The organism is Chthoniobacter sp. (genome assembly GCF_040003245.1).
Classification (GTDB): domain Bacteria; phylum Verrucomicrobiota; class Verrucomicrobiia; order Chthoniobacterales; family Chthoniobacteraceae; genus Chthoniobacter.
The window spans coordinates 1-23,950 of the sequence record NZ_JBDUCX010000093.1 but is presented as its reverse complement, the minus strand read 5'-3'; the positions used below and the strand labels follow the sequence as shown (position 1 = coordinate 23,950).

The window sequence follows — 23,950 nt, the reverse complement described above, 5'->3', positions numbered from 1 at the left end:
GCTTTCGCGCATCCGAATTTCGCGGGGTGCAGTCCGCGCGGCGCGTCACACACTTTTCACGCAAGAACGCTTCGCCCGGGCGAAGCGTGGCGCATTCTTTTTCTCCGCATGTCGTCCTCCAAAGTCACCCTCGCTCTCATCCAGATGCGCTGCTCCCCCGAGCCGCGCGAAAATCTCGCCAAGGCGCTCGCCCGGGTCAGCGAGGCAGCGGACCGTGGCGCCCAGATCATCTGCCTCCAGGAACTCTTCACCTCGCAGTACTTCTGCCAGGTGGAGGATCACAAATACTTCCAACTCGCCGAGGAAATTCCCGGGCCGAGCACGGATGCGCTGTGCCAGCTGGCGAAGGAACGCGGCGCGGTGATCGTCGCGTCGCTTTTCGAAAAGCGGAGCGCCGGCCTCTATCACAACACGGCGGCGGTCATCGATGCCGACGGCCAATACCTCGGCAAGTACCGGAAGATGCACATCCCGGACGACCCGCTCTTCTACGAGAAGTTTTACTTCACGCCGGGCGATCTCGGCTTCCGCGCCTGGAAGACGCGCTACGCGAACATCGGCGTCTGTGTCTGCTGGGACCAGTGGTACCCCGAATCCGCCCGGCTCACCGCGCTGGCCGGCGCGCAGATCCTCTTTTTCCCAACGGCGATCGGGTGGCACCCGGACGAGAAGGAACAATACGGTCCGCGTCAGCATAGCGCGTGGGAGACGATCCAGCGCTCGCACGCCATCGCCAATGGCTGCTACGTCGCCGTGCCGAATCGCGTGGGCCACGAGGCGCCCGACGGCGGGCCGGGCATCGAATTCTGGGGACAGAGTTTTGTCGTCGACCCCGCCGGCCAGATCGTGGCCAAGGCCTCGGTGGGCGACGAGGAAATCCTGATCGTCGAAGCCGATCTCGATGCCCTCGACACCCAGCGCACCCACTGGCCCTTTTTCCGTGACCGCCGCATAGACGCCTACGGCGACCTCCAAAAGCGATTCATCGACTGACCTATGAGCGTGCGCACCGAAAATCCCGCCACCGTTACCCCCACCCCAGCCGCCTTGGGCTACCATATGCCGGCCGAATGGGAGCCGCACGAGGCCACCTGGCTCTCGTGGCCGCGCCCGGATGGCATCAGCTTTCCCGACTCCTACGAGAAGGTCATGCCCACCTTCGCCCAGATGGTGCACGCCCTGGCCGGCTCAGAAAAGGTGAACATCAACGTGTGCGACTCGGAGCACGAAGCGCTCGTGCGCAAGCACCTCGCCAAGTCGCGGGTGAAAAGCGACCACGTCACTTTCTATCACATCCCGACCAACGAGCCGTGGTGCCGGGATCATGGGCCGATCTATCTGACCCGTGCCGAGCAGCCGCAGATGGCGATTGTGGACTGGGATTACAATGCGTGGGGCTGGAAGTATCCACCCTTCGATTTCGACGATGACGTGCCCAAGCACATCGCGGAGCACCAGAAGCTGCCGATCTTTTTCCCGAAGATGGTGCTCGAAGGCGGCTCGATCGACGTCAACGGCGCGGGCACGTTGCTGACCACCAAGTCGTGCCTGCTCAATCCCAATCGCAATCCCGACCTCAAGCAAAAGGACATCGAGCAGCGGCTGCGCGATTTTCTCGGCGTGAAGCACATCCTCTGGCTGGGCGACGGGATCGAGGGCGACGACACCGATGGGCACGTGGATGATCTCACGCGCTTTGTGGGCCGCACCACGGTCGTGACCGTCGTGGAAGAGGACGACAACGACAGCAACCATGAGCCGCTCCAGCAGAACCTCGACGCGCTGCACACCATGGAAGCCGAGGACGGCACGCCGCTGGAAGTGCTGACGCTGCCCATGCCGCGCAAGATCGTCCGCGATGGCCAGCGTCTCCCCGCGAGCTACGCCAACTTCTATATCGGCAACAAAGTGATCCTCCTCCCGGTGTTTGCGGACGCGCATGACAAATGGGCGGTGGCCGTGCTGCAAAAGGCCTTTCCCAAGCGAAAAGTGGTGCCGATCGACTGTCGGGAGTTGATTTGGGGGCTGGGTGCGTTCCATTGTCTCACCCAGCAACAGCCCCAGCTCCCCCCATGAACCGCCTGCTCTTCGCCGCCGTCGCCGCCTGCGCGTTTACCGCCTCGGCGTTGGCCGACCCTCTCGAGTCCCTTTTCAATACGGACAATTTGTGGACGATGAAGAAGGCCGACTTCATGAAGGTGGCGGAGAAACTGGGTTATGAATGGACTTCCAGCGCGATGGACTCCGCGCGCGTGGCGCGCCCCCGGGCCGCCTCGTCCAGCGGCGCCGCCTACTCGGCTTCCGGCGGCGGCCTGACCGCGTTTGGCCTGCCGGCGGTGGAGAGCGTCGCGCGTTTCGACGGCGACAAGCTCAGCACAGTGACCGTGGTCCTTTACGCACGCGGCGATGTCGGCGACTGGACCGAAGCGCAGTTCGATGGGCTGGTGCGCAGCGCGGCGGACGCCATCAGCGCGGCGACCAAGACCAAGTTTACCGTGCGCGGCAAAGACCCGACCAACGCGGTGCACGCCGAAGGGCTGGTCTGGGCCGCGCCGGGAGCGCGCTATCTCCTCGAGTACAGCAAGACGAAAGCGCTCGTCACCCGCAACATCGCTTTCCGCGCGGAATTCGTTCGCCTCGAGGCCACGGCGCCGGAGAAAAAGCTGAGCCTGCTGGCCTCGGCGGCCAATCTGCAACGCGCGAAGTTTTCCGGCCTCACTCACGTGAAGCGCGATGCCTCTTCCGGCGATGTGTGGCTGGCGGACGTTCCCATGGTCGACCAGGGCGAGAAGGGCTATTGCGTGGTCGCCGCCACGGAGCGCGTGATGCGCTATTATGGCGACAAGGTTGATGAGAACGAGCTGGCCCAAGTGGCCAATACCGGGACCGCCGGCGGGACCAGCACCAACGCGATGGTCGATGCGCTCAAGAAGCTCAGCGCCCGGCTGAAAGTCCGCGTGCGGGAGGTCGAGAAATTCGATATCAAGGAAATCCTCACGCTCATCGCCGAATACAACCGCGCCGCCCAGAAAAACCATAAGCCACCGCTCCCCGACCAAGGGCATATGATCGACGTAGGCGCCATGTATCGCGACATGGACACCGATGTTTTGCGGGAAGTGCGCAACAAGAATAAGGGTGACCTCCACCGCTTCCAGCGCGCGGTTCAGTCGCATATCGACGATGGCGTTCCGCTCCTTTGGACGGTGATGCTCGGCAAGGTTCCCGAGCCGGGCATTCCGCAAAATGCCGGCGGGCACATGCGCCTCATCATCGGCTACAACAATACGAAGGACGAAATCCTCTTCTCCGATTCTTGGGGCGCGGGCCACGAGCTCAAGCGGATGAAAGCCGAGGATGCGTGGACGATGACGACCGGCACGATGTCGATCGAGCCGCTGAATTAAAGCCGCGGGACGATCTTCAACCGCCACTGCGGCTGGGAAAGTTTTTGATCGGCGGTGTATTCGAAGAGCTTGCTCACGGGGAAGAGGAGGAAGCCCGAGAGGCCTTGGGCGTTGATCCGCATGTCGAAGTCCATTTTGTCGTCGAGGAAGTAGAGCTTGCCGTTGCCGAACATGCTGAAGCCCTTGCCTTGCACGAGCAGGTTGTCCGTCGCGATCACGCCATTGGCGATGGTGAAGGTCGAGCTGGCTTGCTGCGCCACGTCGTGCCCGAGGCCGGGGAGGAGGCCATCGAGGATGCCCGAGAGCGGGCCGAGAAACGGGATGGCGAAGACGTTGCCATCGGTCACCGTCAGCTCGCCACGCCCGCCCATGTTGCGGCCATCGTCGCCACTGGCGGCAAAGTCGTAGCGGCCGCTCAAGCGGCCGTGGGCGTTGTCGTCGTCGAAATACAGTTTCGTCAGCCCGGTGAAATCGATATTCCCCAGCACTACGCTGGCGCTGTAGCCAGGTCGCGCGCGGTTGAGCGAAAAATCCGCGCCCCCGGTCACGGTGCCGCCGAAGAGCGCAGCCGAAAGATCAGAGATTTTCAGCCGGTCATTCGCGAAGAGCAACTTCGCGGTGAGTCGCGGGAAACTGAGGTTCTTTTTCAAAAACGTGTAGTCCATTCCCGCCGGGGCATCGACCTGGATGACGAGTCGCGTCGTCTTGCCGTTCTTCGTATTCACGACGCCATCGAGGAGGAGGTTCGGCGGCTGTCGCACGAAATGATAGGGCAGGAAGTCGTTCACCAGGTTGGGATCGATCCACATGGCGACTTCCGGCGGATTCATCCGCACACGCACGTTGTCGAAGCGGATTTCGTCGCGGCGAAAGTCGCAGTAAAAATTGCCCGAGCCCTCGCCTTCGCTGCGTCTCACGTGAAAGGGCGCGACGGAAAGCACCTGGTCCTGATAGTGCAATGTCGCCTGGGCGCTTTCGGCCGGCACCCCACGAAAACTCGCCGCCCCCAGCCTGACTTCTCCATCGAGGATCAAGGTCTCGAAGCTCCACGAAGGGCCGTGTGCTTCCACCATAATGCGCGGCGCATGGGGAAACTCAAACTGGCGCAAGGTCTCGGCCTGCTTGTCGGTGAGCAAAGGTCGAAACACCTTCGGATTCATCGTGCTGTCCAACCGCGCGCGAAAGTCGCCGGCGACTTGCAAGGCATCGCCGGTCACTTCCTCGCCATTGGCCCGCGCCAGTCGCGCAGCGCGCAGGCTCCACTGCGCCCCGTCCCACGAAAATCCCGTCTCGGCGTGCTCAAAGACGATGGATCGGTAGGCGAACTTCCTGGCGGTGACCTGTCCCGAAACCAGAAACTCCGGCTGGTCTCCGAGTGTCATATCGATGTGTAGATCGATCGCCGGTGGCGCGTAGAAGACAAAATCTTCCAGCCACGGAAAATCGCCGCACGCGCGCACCAACCCCGCCGCATCAATGCCGGAACGGAGCTGGAGCTGCGCCCGCTGCGATTCCCGTTCCCACAATCCGGTGAGTCGCAGTTCGCCCGCGGCATCCGTCGCCACGAGTTGCTTTAGGTCGAGAATGCCGCCCCGCCAGCTCGCGCCAATGTAGAGATTCTTGAGCACGTAGCGCTGGCGGCGAATCCGCTCCGCCCACAAGGCCAGGTCTACGAAGATCTGATCCGGCTGGGCCAGGTCGCCGCTGAAGGTGAGGCTCATCTCCGGCGGACCGCCCTCGAATTTGGTGGCACTGATTTCCGCGAAGATCCGCGCCATCAATTCTGGCGTCCATGTCTTCCGCGAAGCCGCGGAGAGCTGGAACGCCTGCGGATGAATGAGCCGCCCCGAGGCGCTCACGTGCAGCCCGAAGACTTCGGCATCGGCGTAAGCGAGATAGATCTGTTGCGGCGGCAGGAACAGCCGGCCATTCAACCGCGCGATCTCGATCTTTTGGCCGTGTGGCTTTTGCGGATCCAGGGGCAGAGAGAGGTTCGCATCGCGCAAGTCGAGCGCATCAAGGAACGGCTTTCCGCGAATGAGATTGGCGTAGTTGATCTGCAGCACCACTTCGTCGATCACCGCCAGAGTGCGCCGCTTGTCGCCCGCATCGAAGACGCGCACTTCCTTGGCCACAATCCCGCGCATGGGATCGAGCGTGAGCCGGCGTAGCGTCACTTCCACGCCGCGCTTGTGAAATTCCTCGCTCACGTAGCGCCGCCACTTGGCGGTGAAGCCGCGCTTCGAGGCATACCAAAGGCCGCCCAGCGCCACGGCCAGGAAAAGCGCAAAGAGAGTGAGCAGCACGCGGCGCATGGCCGCAAAATGCCCCGGGACCTAGGATGCTGACAAGCGTGAGGCGCCCCTCGCGCTCGAATACTTGGTTGAATAACGCATCATTTACCCGCGTCTCACGCTTATGGCACAGCCAGTGCTCATATCATAGCTCCGATGATAAAAGCCAATTGTCGGGAACGTTTCACCGTGGCGGATTTCGATTTCGTCGTCCGCACTCTCTCCAGATCCGAGCGGGACTCTGTAAATCTGGTCGATCTCCTGACCGATGGCGAAGCCCGGGACGCGGTTCTGGACAGCCCGCGACTCGTCGAATCTCTCTTCGCGGACGGCGCGCCGCTGACCATTTCTCCACAGCTCTACTTCTACATTTTGCTCAGGCATGTCTTGAAAGATACAGGTTTGGGGGATCGCGACGTGAGTGACTACCTCGCGTCGCTCCTCGAGGCATTTTCCCAAACCGCACGGATGCGGTCGCCCGCAGATGGTCATACGGGCCCCATTCAATATGTCTCCGACATGCTCATCGCGTTGCGCAACGCCACCCCGGCGCAGAGTTTCCTGATCCGCGCGCACGTCGGCAACTACTCGCTTTTCATCACCGGCATCTTTCACGAAACCGTGCAGCACCGCTCCCAGCGCGGCGCACCGGACGTGAGCTACTACGAAGATCTCGGGCGCAGCAATTACCGCGTGGCCGCCGGCCACCAGGTCGCCCGCACCTGCGCCCTGAGCGAGGTTTTTGAAAAACTCGCCGATGGCTTTCGCGAGATCCGGCTCGCACTGAATCACCTTTCCGACTCCCTCATCCACCTCGACAACACCGCCTCCCCGTTGCTCCCATGAACGCCACGCTGTTCAGCGAAATCCAGAGACTTTTCGAACGCACTTACGTCCAGGTCGGCATCAACCTCGAGGACTGCCTCATCGATCGATCGCGTTGCGGCCAGCTCAGCCGCGCCGCGGGCGCCTCTGCCCGGGAACTCAGCGAACTGGCCCGCACCTTCCTGCGCAAGTCGCATGACCGGCTCCACATCGGCATCTACTACTCACGCTGGCTCATCGAGCAGCTCGAAAAGCACGACCCCCGCAAGGGCGTGACCGACGAAAACATCCGCTGCCTCATCGCCTTCGTGGAGGAGATCAACCACGCCCTGCACGCCGCCATCCAGTTTCAGCGGGGCGTCCGCGAGATCACCACTGAGGATTTTGCCCGTAATCTAGAGCTCCAGGCGCAGGTCGATACCTACCTCGTCCTCCTGCTTTTCGTCGCCTTTTTCCGCAAGACGCAAAAAGTCTCGCGCGCCGACCGACGCTGGTTGCGCTTTCACCTCTTCTCCCGCCAGACGCCGCATGCCTATGCCGACGCCAACCTGCGCGGCCGTTACCTCGAGACCACCGAGCTCGCGGAGCAATACACGCTCTTTCTCGACGCCTTGAACGGCGCGCGCCGCGTCGATGAGGTCCGCCTCTTCCACGCTCTCGACTACCAGGCAAAAAAGCAGCACATCCTCGCGCTGATGGATGCGCCGGAGTCGAAGTAGGTTTCTGCCCCGGGCCGTCCCATAGGACAAATGGGATAATAGGAAGAATGTGAGCCCCGAATCCCATCCTTCCTCTATCTCCTATTCCTCCCATCCCTCCCATTTGCCGACTGCCGGGCTTGCGAATCCCAAGCGCCCGCTGCTAGCGTCGGCGCTTCATGAAAAAGTTCCTCCTGTGCGCGGCCCTCGCCGCCTTCTCTTTGCCCACCTTCGCCGCCGACTCGGCTGACGGCTGGATTTCGCTTTTCGACGGCAAATCGCTCGACGGCTGGAAGGCCAGCGACGAGCCCGGCACCTTCTCCGTGCAGAACGGCGACATCATCGTCTACGGCAAGCGTTCGCATCTTTTCTACGTCGGCGACGTGAACGGTCACGATTTCAAGAACTTCGAGGTGAAGGCCGACGTGATGACGCGCAAGGGCGCCAATTCCGGCTTCTATTTTCACACTGCGTGGCAGGAGACGGGATGGCCGGACAAGGGCTTCGAGGTGCAGGTCAACAACTCGCATAAAGACCCCAAGCGCACCGCCGGTCTCTATGACGTGCTCGACAACTTTGCCGCTCCGGTCGCCGATGACGAATGGTTCACCCTCTACATCAAGGTCGAGGGCAAGCACGTGATCACCAAGGTGAACGACCGCGTGATCGTCGACTACACCGAACCGGAAGGCTACGCACCCAAGGCGAACCACGCGGGACGCAAGATCGACCACGGCACTTTCGCCCTGCAGGGCCATGACCCCGGCAGCGAAGTCCACTTCAAGAACATCTTCGTCAAGCCGCTGCCTTGAGCGGCGGACGCTGCTCTCTTGTCATCCTGAGCGGAGTGTAACGGAGTCGAAGGACCCCGTCGCTCCACGAACGATGATCGCTGGTTGTTCGGCGGGGTCCTTCGACTTCGCTCAGGATGACGGCGTTTTTTGCCGCCCCCGTCAGGCCATGATGTCCTTCACCACAGATCCGCCGACATTCGTCAGGCGGAAATCGCGACCGGCGTAATTAAAGGTGAGCTTCTCGTGGTCGAGGCCGAGGAAAGCGAGCAACGTGGCGTGGAGGTCGTTAATCTGCACCTTGTTTTCCACGGCCTCATAGCCGTACTCGTCGGTCTGGCCGTAGCTCAGGCCACCTTTTACACCGCCGCCAGCCATCCAGATGGTGAAGGCTTTGTTATTGTGGTCGCGGCCATCACCACCTTGCGCGTGCGGCGTGCGGCCAAATTCTCCCGCCCACACGACGAGCGTGTCCTTAAGCAGGCCGCGCAAACGCAGATCGGTGAGCAATCCGGCGATCGGCGCATCGACCGACTTCGCGTTCGCGGCGAGGCCATTCGTGAGATTGAAGTGCTGGTCCCAGTTGCCGTGGGTGATCTCCACGAAACGCACGCCGGCCTCGACGCAGCGCCGCGCGAGCAGGCATTTGCGGCCAAAATCTTCCGTCGCAGGGTCGCCGATGCCGTAGAGCTTTTGGGTCGTCGGCGACTCCTTCGAAATGTCCATCACCTGCGGCATCTGGCTCTGCATCTTGAAGGCCAGCTCGTACGATTGGATCACACCCTCCACCTCTGGGTTGAAATGGTCGCGCGCCAGTTTTTGCTGGTTCAGCGATTGGACGAGTTCGAGCTCGTTGCGTTGCGCCTGCGTGCTGAGCGAGGTGTCGAGGTTGCGTACTTCCGCGCCGGCAATCGGTCGCGCTTCCTGGCCGATTCGCTGGGCCTGATAAATCGCCGGCAAAAAGGCGCTCCCATAGTTCTGCGCGCCGCCGAAGGCGCTCGGCGGTGTCAGCGAGATAAAGCCGGGCAGGTTCTGATTTTCGGTGCCGAGGCCATAAAGCGTCCACGCGCCGAGCGAGGGTCGCACGAATTGGAAGCTACCGGTGTGCATCTTCAAGAACGCCTGCGGGTGACTCGGCAGGTCCGTCTGCATGCTCCGCACGAGACACATCTCATCGGCATGCTTGGCGACATTCGGGAACGCCTCGGAAATCCACAAACCGCTGCGCCCATTCTGCGTGAATTTCCACTTCGAGCCGAGAAGCTGCGTGCCGGGGCGTTTGCCCGCCTTGCCGGTATCCGCGGCGAGCTGCGGCTTGTAATCGAAGGTGTCCACGTGCGATGGCCCGCCGCGCATCGTCAGGAAAATCACGCGCTTCGCCCGCGCCGGAAAGTGCGGCTTCTTCGGCGTGAGCGGATTGTCCAACGCGCCGCCGGCGGCGGTCGTGGCCGAGGCCTGGTTGACCAGTCCAGCGAAAGCCAGCCAGCCAAAGCCGCAGGAGAAATTCTGAAGGATGTCGCGCCGGGTGAAGAGCGGCGTAATTTGGTTGCAGGAGTGGTCGGAGAAGTTCATGGCGTCAATTGAGGTAACGGAATTCCGCGCTGGCGAAGAGTGCGCGGCAAAAGCTGGTCCAGGCCGCCTTGGCAGCCTCGGCGTCGCGCACCCCCGCCGCACCGCTCTGGCCCTTGGCCCAGCTTGCCGGGAAGCGAGTGAAGAAACTAGCCGCCGCGGCGCGTTCAGTGTTGTCCGGCGGGCGGGAGAAAACGAGCCAGTAGGCGTAAGTGATGCGCTCCTGCAAGTTCGCACCGAGCCCGCCATTCGGGCCAGCGGGATAGCCTGCAACCACGCGCTCGCTCAGCCGCTCGGCGCGCTTCGCCACGAAGCCGCTGTTCAACATAAAGAGCGCTTGCGAGGGCACATTGGTCGTCTCGCGCTCGCCGGTCACGAGCGAGTTCTCGGCAAAGTCGAAAAGCGCGAGCGACTCCGGCACCGCGTCGCGAGCCACGGAGAGGTAAACGGAGCGCACCGGGGTCTCGGCATTGATCTGCCCCTCATTGATGCCCCGGCCACGCGGGCCGTTGATCATCCCGTCGCCCAGCATGGCAATAGTCGAGCCGATGGGCGCGGTGTATTGCAAATCACCGCTTACCGACAGCATCGCGTCGCGAATGCATTCCGCATCCAGGCGGCGCTTGCTCATCCGCCACAGCAGCGTGTTCTCCGGATCGCCGGCGAAGTTCTTCTCATTATAGGTCGAGCTCAGTTGGTAGGCGTGGCTGAGAACCATTTCGCGGATCATCTTTTTCACCGAATAACCTTTGTCTCGGAAATCGATGGCGAGGTTGTCGAGCAGCGCCTGGTTGCTCGGCAAATGGCCGGTCGTGCCAAAGTTGTCCGTGCTCTCCACGATGCCGCTCCCAAACAGCCAGTGCCACACGCGGTTGACCATCACGCGCGAGGTCAGCGGATTGTTCGCGGCGGTGATCCATTCCGCCAGCTCCCGGCGCCCACTGGTGCCCTCTTGAATGGCCGGGGCGGCATCCGTGCTCAGGACGCTGATGAAACCACGCGGTACCTTATCGCCGGGCTTTTCCACGTCGCCCCGGGTGTAGAGCGGACTATCCGTGATCGTCGGAAACGCGGTGATGTTCCCGTAGAATTTTCCGGCGCGCATCGCTTCTCCAAACCGGGCGAAGCCACTGCTCGCCGAGGCCATCGCCGGGCGATCCTTCGCTCCCATGACGAGGATCTTCGAGCGCCCGGAGGTGTCGAAGGAAGCCAGGTCCGCCTCGAGAGCCCCGGCCTGCGTGAGCAAAATCAAAAGCCGGATCCCCTTGCGGGCATCGCCATTGTCCGCCTTGCCCTCGCGGCGCAGCGCCATGCGCTCGGAAATCATGCTGTCGCGCTCCTTCTGCAAGTCGGCGAGTTGCTTCTCCTTTTGCGCACGCTCCTGGGCCGACATGGTCTTTGGAATGACGGGCAGGCCAGAGGATGAGGGCAGTTCGATAAGCGGCGTGGCGTGGCGGTTTTGCTGGCCGCTGGCTGTGCCGTACCGCGTGTCGGTGCTCAGGAAAATGCCCGCCATGGCGTAATATTCGCGCTGCGGAATCGGATCGAACTTGTGATCGTGGCAGCGGGCACAGGCGATCGTCATGCCGAGCACGCCTTGCGAAAGGGCGTCGATCTGCTCATCGGCCACGTCGAGCGCGAATTGCCGCGGGTTCATTTCGTTCTGCGACTTGGCGCCGAGGGCCAGATAGCCCGTGGCCACTTCATGCTCGGCGCGCTCGCGTTCATCTTTGGCGGGCAGCAAATCCCCGGCGATCTGCTCGCGAAGAAACTCGTCGTACGGCTTGTCGGCATTGAAGGCCGCCACCACATAGTCGCGATAGCGCCACGCGTGCGGGTAGGCAAAATTCGACTCCTTGCCGCTCGACTCCGCGTAACGCGCCACGTCCAGCCAATGCCGGCCCCAGCGTTCGCCAAACTGCGGCGCATTCAGCAACCGGTCCACGACCGTGGCGAAGGCATTCGGCGATTTATCCTGCACGAAGGCGGTGATTTCATCGAGGCTCGGCGGGACGCCGACGAGATCGAAGTAAACACGGCGGATGAGCGTGAGCTTGTCGGCGTCGGCCACGGGCTTAATACCTTTGGCCTCAAGTCCGGCCAGCAGGAAACGATCGATGTCCGTCCTTGCCCACGCGGCATCCTGCACCGCAGGCGGCACCGTCTTTTTGGGCGCGCGGAAAGACCACCAGTCTTTCGCCTTCTCCGTGTCGTACTTTTTGGAAGCGACGGCCACCGCGCCGCCGCCCTCGCGCGGGTCCGGCGCACCCATTTGCACCCACTTCTCAAAGTCCTTGATGATCTCGTCGGAAAGCTTCCCACCGGCCTTCTGCGGCGGCATGGCTGTGTCCTTGCTGCCATAGTGGATGGCGTCGATCAGCAGGCTGTCCTTGAGATTGCCGGGAACCACCGCCGGGCCGCTGTCGCCACCGCGCCGGACGCCCTCGCGGGTATCGAGGAGCAGGCCACCCTTCACTTTCTCCGCCTTTTCCGAGTGGCACTTGTAGCACTTGTCGGTGAGCACCGGGCGGATCTTCTTTTCAAAGAAATCGGCTTGGTCCTGGGGGAGCGCCTGGCCGGGCGGCGGCTCCGCTTTCTGGCCTTCGTCGAGCGCGGCCATCGCCGAACCGGCTGCAGCCAGCAATGTCAGAATGGAAAATATCTTATAAGGTTTCACGGCGCCGTGGATTTACGTTGTTCAACCCTGCCCCTCGGGTGCGGTTGCATGGAAATTATCAGCGGGTTGCGAAATGCCGCTCGACCTGCCGATTTGAATGGCATGAATTAGCGGCCCCTTGCGAAAACGCGTGCGCCAGCCCACCGCCACCGTCTTCGTTCCCCGCTTTTCATGTCCAGCCTTTCCCGTCCCGCCGACGCTGTAACTGCCGCCGATGATCGACGATCCGGCGGCGCGGCGTCTGTCGCCCCGCCCGCCCGGCTCTCGCGTACCGAGTGGATCGTCGTGGTGCTGGCCCTGCTCGTCCTGGGGGCGCTACGCTGGCTTTCGATCACCAGTCACCCTTGGAACAGCGACGAGCCGCAGCATTTGCATGTCGTGTGGGCCTGGACGGTCGGCCTCCTCCAGTACCGCGACATCTTCGATAATCACACGCCACTCTTTCACATCCTGAATGCGCCTCTGCTACGCTGGCTGGGCGAGCGCGCCGATATTGTCCTCCAGATGCGCCGGGCAATGATCCCGCTTTTCGCCGTGAGTGTGTGGTGCGTCTATCGACTCGGAGTGCTGGCCTACGACCGGCGTACGGGCTGGTTCGCGGCGCTGCTCGCGGCGTTCCTGCCGGCGTTCTTTTTCCGCATGGGCGAGTTTCGCACCGACGTGATGTGGGCCACGGTCTGGCTGGTGACGCTGGTGGTGGCGCTCAGCGGCAAACTCACCCCGTGGCGGACTTTTTGGACGGCTCTGCTCCTCGGCGCGGCGTTCAGCATCTCGATGAAGACAACGCTGCTCGTGCTCTGCCTCGCCGTAGCCGGCGGCAGCACCTGGTTGCTCGCGGGGCGGCCCGTTTCGAAGGCTCTGCCGTGGCATGTCCTGGCTTTCCTGGCGGGAGTCCTCGTCGTGCCCGGCGCGATCGTGAGCTACTTCGCGAGCCAGCGCGCTCTCCCGGCGCTTTATCATTGTGTCATCGCCCACAACACGCTGCCGGGCCAAAACCTCGCAGCCCTGATCGGAAAGCAGATTTTCTCACAGAGCACCTTGTGGCTGATTCCGGTGTGGGCTTGCACGGTCGTGATGTTGCCAAGTGTACGACAGAACCCGGGGCGCGGCTACCGCCGGCTTTTCCTGTTCTTCATCGCAGGGGGCTTCTACTCGCTGCTGCGCGGCTTCTGGCCGGTCGTTACGACGCAGGATTATCTGCCCTGGCTGCCTCTGCTGCCGATCTTCGTCCTCGCGGGACTTTCGCCCAGCGCGTGGCAGAATGCAGCCGATCACTGGCTGCCCGGAAATTGGCAACCGGGTTTCAGCCGGCTTCGGGAGTCTTTGCAAAAGGGTTTCAAGAAGCTCCCGTGGGTCCTGGCGCCCTGCTTGATTCTCGCGGGAGAAATCATCTGGATCGTGAGTGACAGGCCGCTTTTCGTGCGGATCGAAAGCAACCGCATGAACAATCTCGCCCTGGTGCTGCGGCTGACCAAGCCCGGGGAGTATGTGCTCGATGCCAAGGGCGAAACGATTTTTCGGCCGCGGCCCAGTTACCTCGTTCTCGAAACGCTCACGCTCGAGCAATTGAAGCGCGGTTTGTTGGTGAACGATATCGTCCCGCGCCTCATCGCCACGCGCACCGCAGTGGTCCGCCCGACGGAGCGCATGAACTCGTTGCCGCAGACCCAGCGGTTCATCCAGGACAATTACATCCGCGTTGCGGGCGGGCGGGTGCTGGGGCAGCGCATGACGATGGTTCCCAACAAGCCGTTGGCTTTCAACATCGTCATCCCGGAGCGCTACGGTCTGGTCGCCCAAAAGGGCACGGTCAGCGGCACGCTGGACGGACAGCCAATCGACGGGCCGCGGGCGCTGGAGCCCGGCCGCCATGAATTGATCCTCACGAATCCGCCCGGCGAAATCGCGGTCGTGTGGGCGCGCGCCCTGGAGCGGGGCTTGTCTCCTTACAACATTTCCAAGACGCGGGACCCGGAGTGAACGACGACACCCCTATCGACACGCCGCATCCCGAAGCCGTCCGCCCGCAAGATGAAACCACGGTGGCGGATCGCTGGCTCGCCGCGGTCCTGCTGGGCGTCGGGCTGCTCCTGCGCCTGCTGTACATCTGGCACTTCCGGATCGATTCCGACGAGCCGCAGCACCTGCACGTCGTGTGGGGATGGACGCAGGGGTTGCTGCCCTACCGCGATTTCTTCGACAATCACACGCCGGTCTTTCAAGCGCTTTACGCGCCACTATTTCATCTCCTCGGGGTGCGCGCCGATATCGTGCTGCCCATGCGCGCAAGCGAGTTGCCGCTTTACGCGCTGACCCTCTTTTGCGTTTGGAAAATCGCCCGCGCGCTCTACACGCCACGCATCGCGCTGTGGACAGCGGTGCTTACCGCGCTCTGGCCTGCTTTCTATCTCGACTCGATTGAATTCCGCCCGGACCAACTGTGGACACTGGTGTGGATGTGCATCCTGCTGGTGCTGAGCACCGGTTCCATCACGCCCCGGCGGATGTGGGTCGTGGGTTTGCTTTGCGGGCTGTCGTTCAGCGTGTCGATGAAAACGACTCTTTTCCTCGTCGCCCTCCTGCAAGCGTTGGTCGGCGCGTTGCTTGTGCGCTGGTGGGCGGGTGGATTACCCTTGCGCTGGCCGCATCTGGGGCGCTGCCTGGGTGCGTGGCTGGCGGGCATCGTCATTTTCCCAGCGGTGGTGGTGCTCTATTTTTACGCGCACGGGGCGATCAAGGACATGGTCTACTGCGTGATCCAACACAACGTCTTGCCCGGCACCTCCACCCGCGCCCTCGGCAATGCGACGATCAAGATGTGGTTGCTCGGCGCGGGCGGGTCGGTCGCGGGGGGCTGGGTCATCGCGCGCTTGAAAATGCCGCTCGAGAAACGCGCCCGCCTCGCTTTTCTTTTCCTCGCGCCGTTTCTTTACGTCACGACTCTCGTGGCGGCCTGGCCCGTCCTGACGGCGGAGGATTACCTGCCATTTTATCCCGCGATGGGGCTGACTGTCGTCCCCACCCTCCTGTGGCTGGCAGGGCGCCTAGTGCAGAACGTCCGCATTCCGGTGGCGGCGTTGATCGCCGCGGCGGAGATCGCCCGCTTTCTGGTGAGCGTCTCGCCATTTCACAACCAGACGACGGACAAGATCGGCATGGTCGCGGACACCTTGAAACTCACGGAGCCGGGCGACTACGTGATGGATAGCAAGGGGGAGACGATCTATCGGCGGCGGCCTTTCTATTACGTGTTTGAGTCGATGACCTTTCACCGGATTCAAATGGGCCTGATCAAGGACACGATCGCCGAGGAACTGATCGAAAAGCGGGTTCCTCTGGCCACGACCCACCGCATGCCGCATGTGGACCGGAAATCGATCCGCTATGACGCGCGCAATTTCATCAAGAGCAACTACGTGCAGGTCGCCTTTCGCCTATGGGTGCTCGGCCAGCAGATCCGCGATCAAGATATGCCGGCGCGTCATCCCACAGTCTTCCAGGTGGCCGTGCCCCAGCGCTACACGCTCATCACGCCATCCGGCGCCCCCACCGGCCTGCTCGACGGCACGCCTTTCGACGGGCCGCGCGAACTGGCGGCCGGAGAGCACACGTTCACGCCCGATCATGAGATGAAAAAGATCGTCCTCATCTGGGCTCCAGCGCTCGAGCGGGGTTACTCGCCATTCGTCAAGATCAAGGCCGACCGCAAGACCGATCAGGACTAAGGCGCCGATCAGGGCTTTTTCGGCGCCACGTACTCGAGGACCTGTCCGTCCACGAGCAGGCGCTCGCGTAGTTTGGCGTAGGGCACGTCCTGGACGCTCGTGTGGCCATCAATGGCCAGGGCGGCGGCCGTCGCGGCGCTTTGGCCGAGGATCATGAAGACCGGTTCCATGCGGATGCTACCAAAGGCGATGTGCGAACTGGAGACGCACACCGGCACGAGCAGGTTGTCCGCCTGGCCGCGCTTAGGAACGAGGGAGCCGTAGGCGATTTCGTAGGGCGCCTTCAGCGGCACGCCGATATCGCCTTCATTCTGCACGTTGCCCTCGGGCGTGATGTAGCGCTGGGTGTTGTGCGAATCGATGCCGTAGCTGCCCATGCCCACGGAATCAGGCGTGGCGCGTTTCTTCAGCAGCTCGTTCTCGGTCATCACGTAGCTGCCGATCATGCGCCGTGCCTCGCGAATGTAGAGCTGGTGCGACCAGCCGCCGTTGTCCTGGAACTCATCTTTCGGCAACCCCCACGTTTGCATTTTCTCCTGCACTTCCTTGGGGACGCGCGGGTCGTTCGCGATGAAGTAGAGCCAGCCTTTCTGATAGGTCTCGTGCTCCTTGATGATCTCACGGCGGCGCTCGTACGAGGCGTCGGGGTAGTCCCAGTTCAGGCCGATGTTGTCGGTGCTGAAAGGACCGTGGTTGTTCGTGTCGGTCTTGTGATTTGGAATGGGATCGAACTTCTCGAAAGTCTCGTGCCAGCCGGCGGCATAGACGCGCGCCAGGAGCTCGTATTGCTTGGGATCGTAGCCCTCGGGCTTCGCAAAGGGGATGCGGTTTTCCGGCACATCGGTGAGGCACATGCGGAAGCAATAGGCCTGCACTTTTTTGTCGGCTTTGCCGTACTCGCCCGGCGATTCGGTGCTGACCCTGGCCACCACGCCGCTCTTGGGATCACCTGGGACAACATAGGCGCTGATCGGCTGCTTCACGGCGCCGAAGTGGTGTCGATGATGCAACACGCCGACCTGCGTGCCATTCCACTTCTCATCGTAGGTGCTCTGCGCCTCGCGACCGACATGATATTCGACGCCGGCGGCAGCCATGAGGTCGCCCTCGTAGGTCGCGTCGATGAACATCTTGCCGACGTAAGTCTTGCCGCTCAATGTCGTGATGGAGGTGATGTGCGTCGCGTCCTTCTTCACGCCCTTGGCGCGATCCAGCCATTCATCGCGGACGACGGGAATCTGATTCTCCTTGATGAAGTCCTCGAAGATCTGCTCGGCCACGTGCGGCTCGAAGATCCACATCGTGCGCTGCTCACCATCGACCGCCGGCGTCCCCTGTCCCTTATTACCGTACTCCTCCTTTTTCTGCCACGACCACGAATGGGCCTCATCATAGTGCAGCCAGACGCGATGATAGAAGTCGCGCGACAAGCCGCCGATGACGGCCTTGTTGCCGGTGTCGGTAAACCCCAGGCCGCCGCTGGAAAGGCCGCCGAGATGTTTGTCTGGGCTGACCACGATCACGGATTTGCCGAGCTTCTTCGCCTGCACCGCAGCGATGACGCCCGACCCCGTGCCGCCATAGACGACGACATCGTAATCGGTGGCGTGGGAGACCAGGGGCAGCGCAGCGAGCGCCAACAGGGAGGCACAAAACGAGGGGAATCGCATAGAGCATCAAGTAAGCTTGGCCGGAAGGGCCAAGACAAGGCCGGAGCGCGGGTAAGTTTTTCGGTGGGATCGGGTGGGATCCAGTGGGATTTCCAGAGTAAACCGTGACCGGTATCGGGTGGGAGAACAGCACACTCCCACCGAGCTCGCGAGTCGGTTACCGAGAGCCGAGTGGCCATCGTGGCGAGAAATTTTGGGGGCACGATTAGGCACGATCAGGCACGATTGATCGCGAGTTTCGCGGATCGTGGGCCCGCTCGGAGGCGATAAAATCTTCGTCGATGAATGCATGATTCAGTTCTTTGTTCTGCCCCGTCCTCCCCTCCCACGCCCGACCCAACCCAAGGCTCTCAACTTATCCGACGACGCGACCAAACTTAGCAGCAAGCCGTCCCGAGGCAAAACCGCTCTCCCGCCTCAACGCGTTTCTGCCTGGAGCGGAAAGACGGCCACCAACTCGATGTCCCTGGCGTGCACTTCGCCCGGGCCATCCACCACGATGTTGAGCCGAATGAGGTCGGGGTTTTCACCCTTTTTCAGAAAGAACGGGATCTGGCAGGAAACCCAATCGTTGGAGCCGCTGATGGTCTGGTCCAGGCCACGGGAGAATGCTTCTCCCAAGCGGGGAAACCGGCACCACATCTCGAGATAAGCGCGGCCCTGCAAATCCTTGGTCGCCAGCTTGGCGCGATAGAGAATCGTGCAATCTTCCACATTCGGATTTTGCACCTCGTAGAGTCGGATAACGCGCGGCCAGGGAAGGTGTCCGCGTTCCGCGATCTTCTTGCGCAGGGCGATCACCGCAGGATGCGCTTCCCCGAGATCCTTGAGCAAGTTCTGCAGTTCCCGGTCCAGTTCGTCGCCGTCGTGACGGTCGAGGATGAGAGTGGGCGGCCCGTCCGTTCCGGTCGTCCAGTGGATGTCGGATGAGAGCAACGGATCACTGGCGGCAAACTCTTTGATGACGATTTCCCGCGGTGCAGCGGACGGTCGTTCGACGGGAATGGGCGATGAGCCGAGCTGGCCTAAGCGGCCTGCTTCCAGCACGGGAATCAATCGGCGCGTGAGCGCGAGCTGAAGCGTATCCGACGCCGTTTTGCCCGCCGGAATGATGACCAGCGTGATCTGCGACCCATCCTTGCCCCGCATCGCGGCGATACAATCGTCGAGCCGCCGACCGACTGGGCCCACCAGCGAATCTTCGGTGTCGCCAAATTTCACAATTTCATCACCCGGGTGGAGGCGTCCGTCGTCGCTCGCCGAGGTATGCGGCACGAGGGAGCGGATGAACAGCCGCTCGCCCTTCTTCTCGAGGGCGATGCCGATCGCGGCATTGCCGGTCCCGGCGCTCGCCGCGGCTTGAGGATTCGACTCGCCGCGCCAGTAGACGCTGATCACTTTGCCAATGAGGTTCGCGGGTGGCGTAACCTCATCCGGCTGGCCATTGCGGCTCACGCTAATTTCCGCCGGGGAAGTGTGGACGACGCGACCCACGTAGGTGTTGTTGGCATGCCGATACGCAACCATATCGCCCGTGGCAAAGGAGCGGGCCACTTTCCAGACGAGGATGCGGCTGCCCGCGGGGATTTCCGGTGCAGCGCTGTTGCCGGGGACGACGTATTGGCCAACCAGCCAGATCCGCGCGGCGATGGCGAACAGCACCACGAGGAGGGCCGTCGCCGCATCCTTGCGCCACAAGCGACCCGGCGGGAGCGGTGCTGTCTTACCGGAACGACCACTGATCTTCTCAATCGCGCTGGCCACGACGAGGAAGGTGAAACACCAGAGGAAGCCGAGCATCCACTCCCAACCGGGAATGCTGCCGAAGAAGCCAAGGAAACCAAAAAGCGAAAGGACCAGAAACCGCTGGCTCCACGGATGGCGAAAGCCCATCTGGTGAAAGACGCGTTCCGCGGCAGTGGACGGTTCGGTTTTGCCGCGGCTTTGCCCCGCCCGTGGATCGCCACCTGACGCTGCCGGGCGATGGTCCGCTTCCGCGAGTCGCATGATGAAAATGACGATCCAGATCATCAGCCCGAGAAGGAACGCGATGACCACCAACATGAGCGGTCCGGACGGCAGACGCGGCGGGTTCAGGCGATTCGCTTCCATGACCAGCTCATGCAATGCGCCAACGAACACCGTGAGACCGCAAGCCAGCCAGAGGAACCAGCGAAAGAGAAGACTGGCTGTCTCGGCGCGGCGTTCGAGCGCCAGCCAGTAGTCGCGACGCGGGATGTTGAGTAGACTGGGGAACCGAATGGCGCACCGGGAAACCAGCCAGAACAGGCCCAGCAATGTCAATGGAAACGCGCTGACCCAGACAAGGTAGCTGGAGCGATTCATCCAGCCATTGGGATGGCCGTCCAAATCAAAATGCGTCGGCGGTCGTTCCGGCAACTGCGACGACGATCCCACTACGAAGCAGACCAAAGCAAAATACAGCAGCACGAAGAGAAAGGCGGGGGCCAGCAACCGCTGTCCGGTGTCCGCGTGACCTGGGCGGATGAGATAGCCAGTGGCTCTCCAGGCGCCATCGCGCTCGCGGATGAACATCACCGTTTCGACCGCGGCCGGCAGTTCTCCGAAAGCCGTCTTAAACCGGGCCTGAAAGCGAGAGCCGCCGGCGGAGAACTCCGTATCGTGAACCGTCCGGGAAAGAACTTTTCCAAGCGGATCGCGGACGCTTACCGCCTTGCTCGCCCATGCCTCCCTCGTCACGGCACCGTGAAACCAGGTCGCGGCCGCATCCCAACTCGCCGCGTATTCGCCACGATCCAGCAACGCCAGCCAGGCTCGCACAGCGGGCAGCGGAGCTGCTTCCGCCAACGCGGCCTGCCCACCGGCGGTGGATTGGGCGACCGTTTCCACCTGCGTTCTAAACTCGCCCGCGGTCTGGTAGCGTAATTCCGGCGTCTTCTCCAAGGCGCGGAGGACGATTTCGTCGAGGCGCACATCAATCGTCATCCCGCGGATGCGGGAGGACGGCGGCTGCAGTTTGTCCGCGGGAAGCTCACCGGTGAGCATTTCGTAGAGCACCACGCCCAGGCTGTAGATGTCCGCGCGATGGTCGGTGCGCTGATGCTTCTTCTGCTCCGGCGCCATGTATTGCGGTGTGCCGGCCGGTTGCGATTCGGCGACGCCGGTGCTCGAATCCTCACCGAGCATCTTGGCGATGCCGAAGTCGGCGATCTTCACCCGGCCTTCCTTGTCGAGCAGCAGGTTCTCCGGCTTGATGTCGCGATGCACGATGCCGTGCTCGTGGGCGTACTGGAGCGCCTCGCAGATGGGCGGCACGACGGCCAGCGCCTGCTCGGGAGTGAAGCGATTGGCGCTCATCGCCTGGCGCAGGTTCACGCCATCGACGAATTCCATGAGCAGGAAATAGAATCCGCCCGCGCGGCCGAAATCGTAGACCGTGACGATGTGCGGATGATTGAGCGCCGCGAGCGCGTGGGCTTCGTGGGTGAAGCGTTGGGCGAATTCGCCATCACTCGCCCGCTCGGGCGCGAGCAGCTTGAGAGCGACGAGGCGATTGAGCGATTTCTGCCGCGCCTTGTAGACCACCCCCATGCCGCCGCGTCCGAGGCATTCCAGGATCTCGAGCTGCGGAAAATGCGGGGCCAGTTCCTCCGGGGATAGCGGGGGCGCAACGGGAATCTTCGGCTCCTCCGTAAAGGCGGTTTCAGGACCGAGGGGCAAAGCGGCGAGGCACCGCGGGCACAGACCCTCGGGCGCATGGGCTGGGAGCGCCGCTTCACAGCGGGGACATTTCGGCGGGGGCGAAGCGGAATCGGTCATCGCAGTTTCCAATAAGATTCCACGCGGGATTGTTACACGCGGCCCAAGACTTCCACGACGTAGCGCACTTCGGCATCCACATCCTCGTCGCTGGAGACGGTGTCGGCGACCGTTGCGCGAAACACATCGCGGAATCGCTTGCGCAGCCGGTGCACCGCCACGCGCGCCGCACCTTCGCTCGCCCCGATCTCGCCCGCAATTCTGTCGTAGGGAATCCCGCCGCGTTCCGCGGTGAGATATTCCTTGAGGCGCGCAAAGTCCGCGCCGCGCCCAGCGCCCTCGTACTCCGCCCGCAAGCGCGTCATCGTTTGTTCGAGCAGCGTCAGCGCCCAGCGCCGCTCATAGAGGTGATCGGCCGGCATCGACGGCCCCGCATCGGCGAGATAACATTGCTCGGCAAATTCGGCGTCCAAGGGCACCAACGCCTGTCCCCCACCCCGCCGCGCGGTGCGGCCCTTGTCCCATTCATTCGCCAGGAAGCGCTTCACGGCCATGATGAGAAAGGTGCGGAACCGTCCGCGATCCCGCTCGACCGCTTCCAGCCAATCCTTCTGCAACAAGCGGGCGAAAAACTCCTGCGTCAGATCCTGCGCATCATGCGGCGAATTTCCCAGCCGCCGGACGAAGGCATAGAGCGGAGGCCAATAGCCCTTGCACAGCGTCTGCAAGGCATCCTCCGATTCCGGCGATGCCTTGTCGCGCGCGGCCATGACCACCGACCAGCGCGTGGTGACGAAGTGCGCTGGCGGCGAGGCCGGGGATTCGTGCTGGTCGGAGGAGAGAGGCATCGCGGAAGCGAGTAGAGCTTACCAAAGAGATAAGCGGCGGCGATCCATTGTTACCGTCCACGAGGTAGACGGCAGCTCCCGTCAGTTCATCCCGAACTCATTTCCAAGCCAACACCTTCAGGCCCTTGACACGCTTGAACTCGCCGATGTGTCCGGTCACGACCGCTGCGCCGAGGCTGCGAGCATGGGCGGCGATGAGCAGATCGAGAGGGCCAATGATCACCCCTCTTTTTTCCAACTCCACCCGGATTTCTCCGTAATCAACCACGGCGGACGACTCGAACGGCAGTACGGTGAAGCATGAGAGCAATCCATCGACTGCACGACGCTGTTCACGGGGACGCGCGGAACGATGCACACCGACCTCCAATTCCGCGGCCGTGATCACCGAGACAACGCAAGTCTCGCTCGGCGGCAGAGCACTTGACACGGAACGCCCCCTCAGAAGTGAGACGCACACCGAGGTGTCGAGGAGATAAAGCATGCCCTCTAGTCGAGGTTCAAATCGCGCTTCTGCTGCTCCTGCGTTCTCTCGATATCCGGAAAATCCGCACCTTGGGGAAAATTCTCCCGCATATAGCGGGCGACATCGTTCAGCGTCTTGAGCTTTGGCTTGCGGTTTGGCTTGAGGACCACTTCGTCGCCGCGCTTCTCAATTACCACTTCCGTGCCCTCGAAGCGGAAGGCTTTCGGAAGACGAACCGCCTGGCTGCCGCCGTGTTGGAAGAGTTTCGCCATCGTCATAGCTACATAGTGTATCTACACGCACTTTCCGTCAAGCAAAGTCGATCACCCCGGCCACGTGCGGAGGGCGAGATCGGCGACGGCTTGCAACTCCTTGCGCGACAGCCCGCCGGCGGCCTGGACGGCGAGACCGTGGACAACGGCCATGAGATAGGCGGCGAGGTCGCCCGCTTTCGTGCCGGCGGGGAGGTCACCGGCGGTGATGGCGCGCTGGAAGCGACGGCGCAGGGCGGTGCGGGCGTCATTGCGCTGGGCAGCGAGCATCTGACGGATCGGGTCGGCTTCGGCGCCAGAAGAAAGAGCGGCCTGCACGACCATGCATCCTCCAGGGTTCTTCGGATCGCCCAATTGACTGACCACGCCCTGCAGCAATCGCCCGGCGACTTTTCGGGCAGTCGGCTCACGGAGCGCTTCGTCGAAGCAGGCGGCGGGGCCGGAGAGGTAGCGTTCCAGGGCTTGGCGAAAAAGCTGCTCCTTGTTGCCGAAGGCGGCGTAGAGGCTCGGGCGGTTGATGCCCATGGCGGCGGTGAGGTCGGAAAGGGAGGTGCCCTCGTAACCCTGGCGCCAGAAAAGCTCGAGCGCTTGCTGGAGAGCGGCGTCGGGATCAAAGGCGCGGGGGCGGCCCCGGGCGGCAGCGGGGGGATTCATCTGTTTCATACTGTTCGGTAAAATAATCCATTGACGGCCTTTTGTCCACGGCGTATTTGCATACCAACCGATACAGAACTCTCTTCCGCGCGACCTGCCACCCACCCTGGCACGTCGCGTTTTCGCCCCCACCGGAGTCCGCTCGGTTTCATCCAAATCCAGCTCAACTCAAACCAAAACACATCATATCACAGAAACTCGCAGGTAAAGTCGCCGTCGTCACCGGAGCCTCCAAGGGCATCGGCGCAGGAATCGCCGCCCGACTGGCCGCGGAAGGCGCGGCGGTGGTCGTCAATTACTCCTCCAGCAAAGA

At 62.5% G+C, this 23,950-nt stretch carries 18 protein-coding genes; 9 read left to right on the top strand and 9 right to left on the bottom strand.

Annotation, left to right across the window (positions count from 1 at the left end):
- Positions 1–108: 108 nt before the first annotated feature.
- The 3 genes from ABJF10_RS14490 to ABJF10_RS14480 are packed head-to-tail and all read left to right on the top strand — an operon-like array spanning position 109 to position 3,407.
- Positions 109–993, top strand: coding sequence for a carbon-nitrogen hydrolase (locus ABJF10_RS14490; protein ID WP_348545299.1), 885 nt, complete (start codon positions 109–111; stop codon positions 991–993).
- Positions 994–996: 3 nt separating this feature from the next.
- The gene (locus ABJF10_RS14485; protein ID WP_348545298.1) at positions 997–2,076 is read left to right on the top strand and encodes an agmatine deiminase family protein; all 1,080 of its coding nucleotides are present in this window, start codon (positions 997–999) and stop codon (positions 2,074–2,076) included.
- Positions 2,073–3,407, top strand: a complete 1,335-nt coding sequence (locus ABJF10_RS14480) for a C39 family peptidase (RefSeq protein ID WP_348545297.1) — start codon at positions 2,073–2,075, stop codon at positions 3,405–3,407. The genes ABJF10_RS14485 and ABJF10_RS14480 overlap by 4 nt, the downstream gene beginning before the upstream one ends.
- On the opposite strand, the gene ABJF10_RS14475 is transcribed toward ABJF10_RS14480, so the two are convergent.
- Complete coding sequence (locus tag ABJF10_RS14475; RefSeq protein WP_348545296.1) at positions 3,404–5,722, bottom strand: hypothetical protein; 2,319 nt, start codon at positions 5,720–5,722, stop codon at positions 3,404–3,406. The genes ABJF10_RS14480 and ABJF10_RS14475 overlap by 4 nt on opposite strands.
- A 135-nt stretch (positions 5,723–5,857) precedes the next feature.
- On the opposite strand from ABJF10_RS14475, the gene ABJF10_RS14470 reads away from it, so the two are divergent.
- The 3 genes from ABJF10_RS14470 to ABJF10_RS14460 all read left to right on the top strand — a co-directional run bounded on the left by ABJF10_RS14470 (position 5,858) and on the right by ABJF10_RS14460 (position 8,036).
- Positions 5,858–6,547: a hypothetical protein gene (locus ABJF10_RS14470; protein ID WP_348545295.1), complete on the top strand. Its 690-nt coding sequence runs from the start codon at positions 5,858–5,860 to the stop codon at positions 6,545–6,547.
- On the top strand, positions 6,544–7,245 hold the full coding sequence (locus ABJF10_RS14465; RefSeq protein ID WP_348545294.1) for a hypothetical protein: 702 nt from the start codon (positions 6,544–6,546) through the stop codon (positions 7,243–7,245). The genes ABJF10_RS14470 and ABJF10_RS14465 overlap by 4 nt, the downstream gene beginning before the upstream one ends.
- Positions 7,246–7,403: 158 nt before the next feature.
- Positions 7,404–8,036, top strand: a complete 633-nt coding sequence (locus tag ABJF10_RS14460) for a DUF1080 domain-containing protein (RefSeq protein WP_348545293.1) — start codon at positions 7,404–7,406, stop codon at positions 8,034–8,036.
- A gap of 141 nt (positions 8,037–8,177) precedes the next feature.
- Here ABJF10_RS14460 and ABJF10_RS14455 read toward each other — a convergent pair whose 3' ends face one another.
- Positions 8,178–9,587, bottom strand: coding sequence for a DUF1501 domain-containing protein (locus ABJF10_RS14455; RefSeq protein ID WP_348545292.1), 1,410 nt, complete (start codon positions 9,585–9,587; stop codon positions 8,178–8,180).
- A gap of 4 nt (positions 9,588–9,591) precedes the next feature.
- Entirely contained in the window at positions 9,592–12,261 is a 2,670-nt protein-coding gene (locus ABJF10_RS14450; RefSeq protein WP_348545291.1) for a PSD1 and planctomycete cytochrome C domain-containing protein, read from the bottom strand.
- Between the two features lie 171 nt (positions 12,262–12,432).
- Here ABJF10_RS14450 and ABJF10_RS14445 point away from each other — a divergent pair, with 171 nt between their 5' ends.
- The gene (locus ABJF10_RS14445) at positions 12,433–14,241 is read left to right on the top strand and encodes a glycosyltransferase family 39 protein (RefSeq protein WP_348545290.1); all 1,809 of its coding nucleotides are present in this window, start codon (positions 12,433–12,435) and stop codon (positions 14,239–14,241) included.
- Positions 14,238–15,986, top strand: coding sequence for a glycosyltransferase family 39 protein (locus tag ABJF10_RS14440; RefSeq protein WP_348545289.1), 1,749 nt, complete (start codon positions 14,238–14,240; stop codon positions 15,984–15,986). The genes ABJF10_RS14445 and ABJF10_RS14440 overlap by 4 nt, the downstream gene beginning before the upstream one ends.
- 8 nt (positions 15,987–15,994) lie before the next feature.
- On the opposite strand, the gene ABJF10_RS14435 is transcribed toward ABJF10_RS14440, so the two are convergent.
- The 6 genes from ABJF10_RS14435 to ABJF10_RS14410 form a co-directional block, all read right to left on the bottom strand.
- The gene (locus ABJF10_RS14435) at positions 15,995–17,656 is read right to left on the bottom strand and encodes an FAD-dependent oxidoreductase (protein WP_348545288.1); all 1,662 of its coding nucleotides are present in this window, start codon (positions 17,654–17,656) and stop codon (positions 15,995–15,997) included.
- A gap of 417 nt (positions 17,657–18,073) precedes the next feature.
- On the bottom strand, positions 18,074–21,358 hold the full coding sequence (locus tag ABJF10_RS14430) for a protein kinase (protein WP_348545287.1): 3,285 nt from the start codon (positions 21,356–21,358) through the stop codon (positions 18,074–18,076).
- 131 nt (positions 21,359–21,489) lie between these two features.
- Entirely contained in the window at positions 21,490–22,245 is a 756-nt protein-coding gene (locus ABJF10_RS14425; protein WP_348545286.1) for a sigma-70 family RNA polymerase sigma factor, read from the bottom strand.
- Between the two features lie 97 nt (positions 22,246–22,342).
- Positions 22,343–22,729, bottom strand: a complete 387-nt coding sequence (locus ABJF10_RS14420) for a type II toxin-antitoxin system VapC family toxin (RefSeq protein ID WP_348545285.1) — start codon at positions 22,727–22,729, stop codon at positions 22,343–22,345.
- 5 nt (positions 22,730–22,734) lie between these two features.
- On the bottom strand, positions 22,735–22,989 hold the full coding sequence (locus ABJF10_RS14415) for an AbrB/MazE/SpoVT family DNA-binding domain-containing protein (protein ID WP_348545284.1): 255 nt from the start codon (positions 22,987–22,989) through the stop codon (positions 22,735–22,737).
- A gap of 45 nt (positions 22,990–23,034) precedes the next feature.
- Positions 23,035–23,637 (bottom strand): TetR/AcrR family transcriptional regulator, encoded by a 603-nt coding sequence (locus tag ABJF10_RS14410; RefSeq protein WP_348545283.1) that lies wholly within the window; start codon positions 23,635–23,637, stop codon positions 23,035–23,037.
- A gap of 185 nt (positions 23,638–23,822) precedes the next feature.
- Between ABJF10_RS14410 and ABJF10_RS14405 the strand changes: the two genes are divergently transcribed.
- On the top strand, positions 23,823–23,950 hold a 128-nt coding region (locus tag ABJF10_RS14405; RefSeq protein WP_348545300.1), incomplete at its 3' end, for an SDR family NAD(P)-dependent oxidoreductase.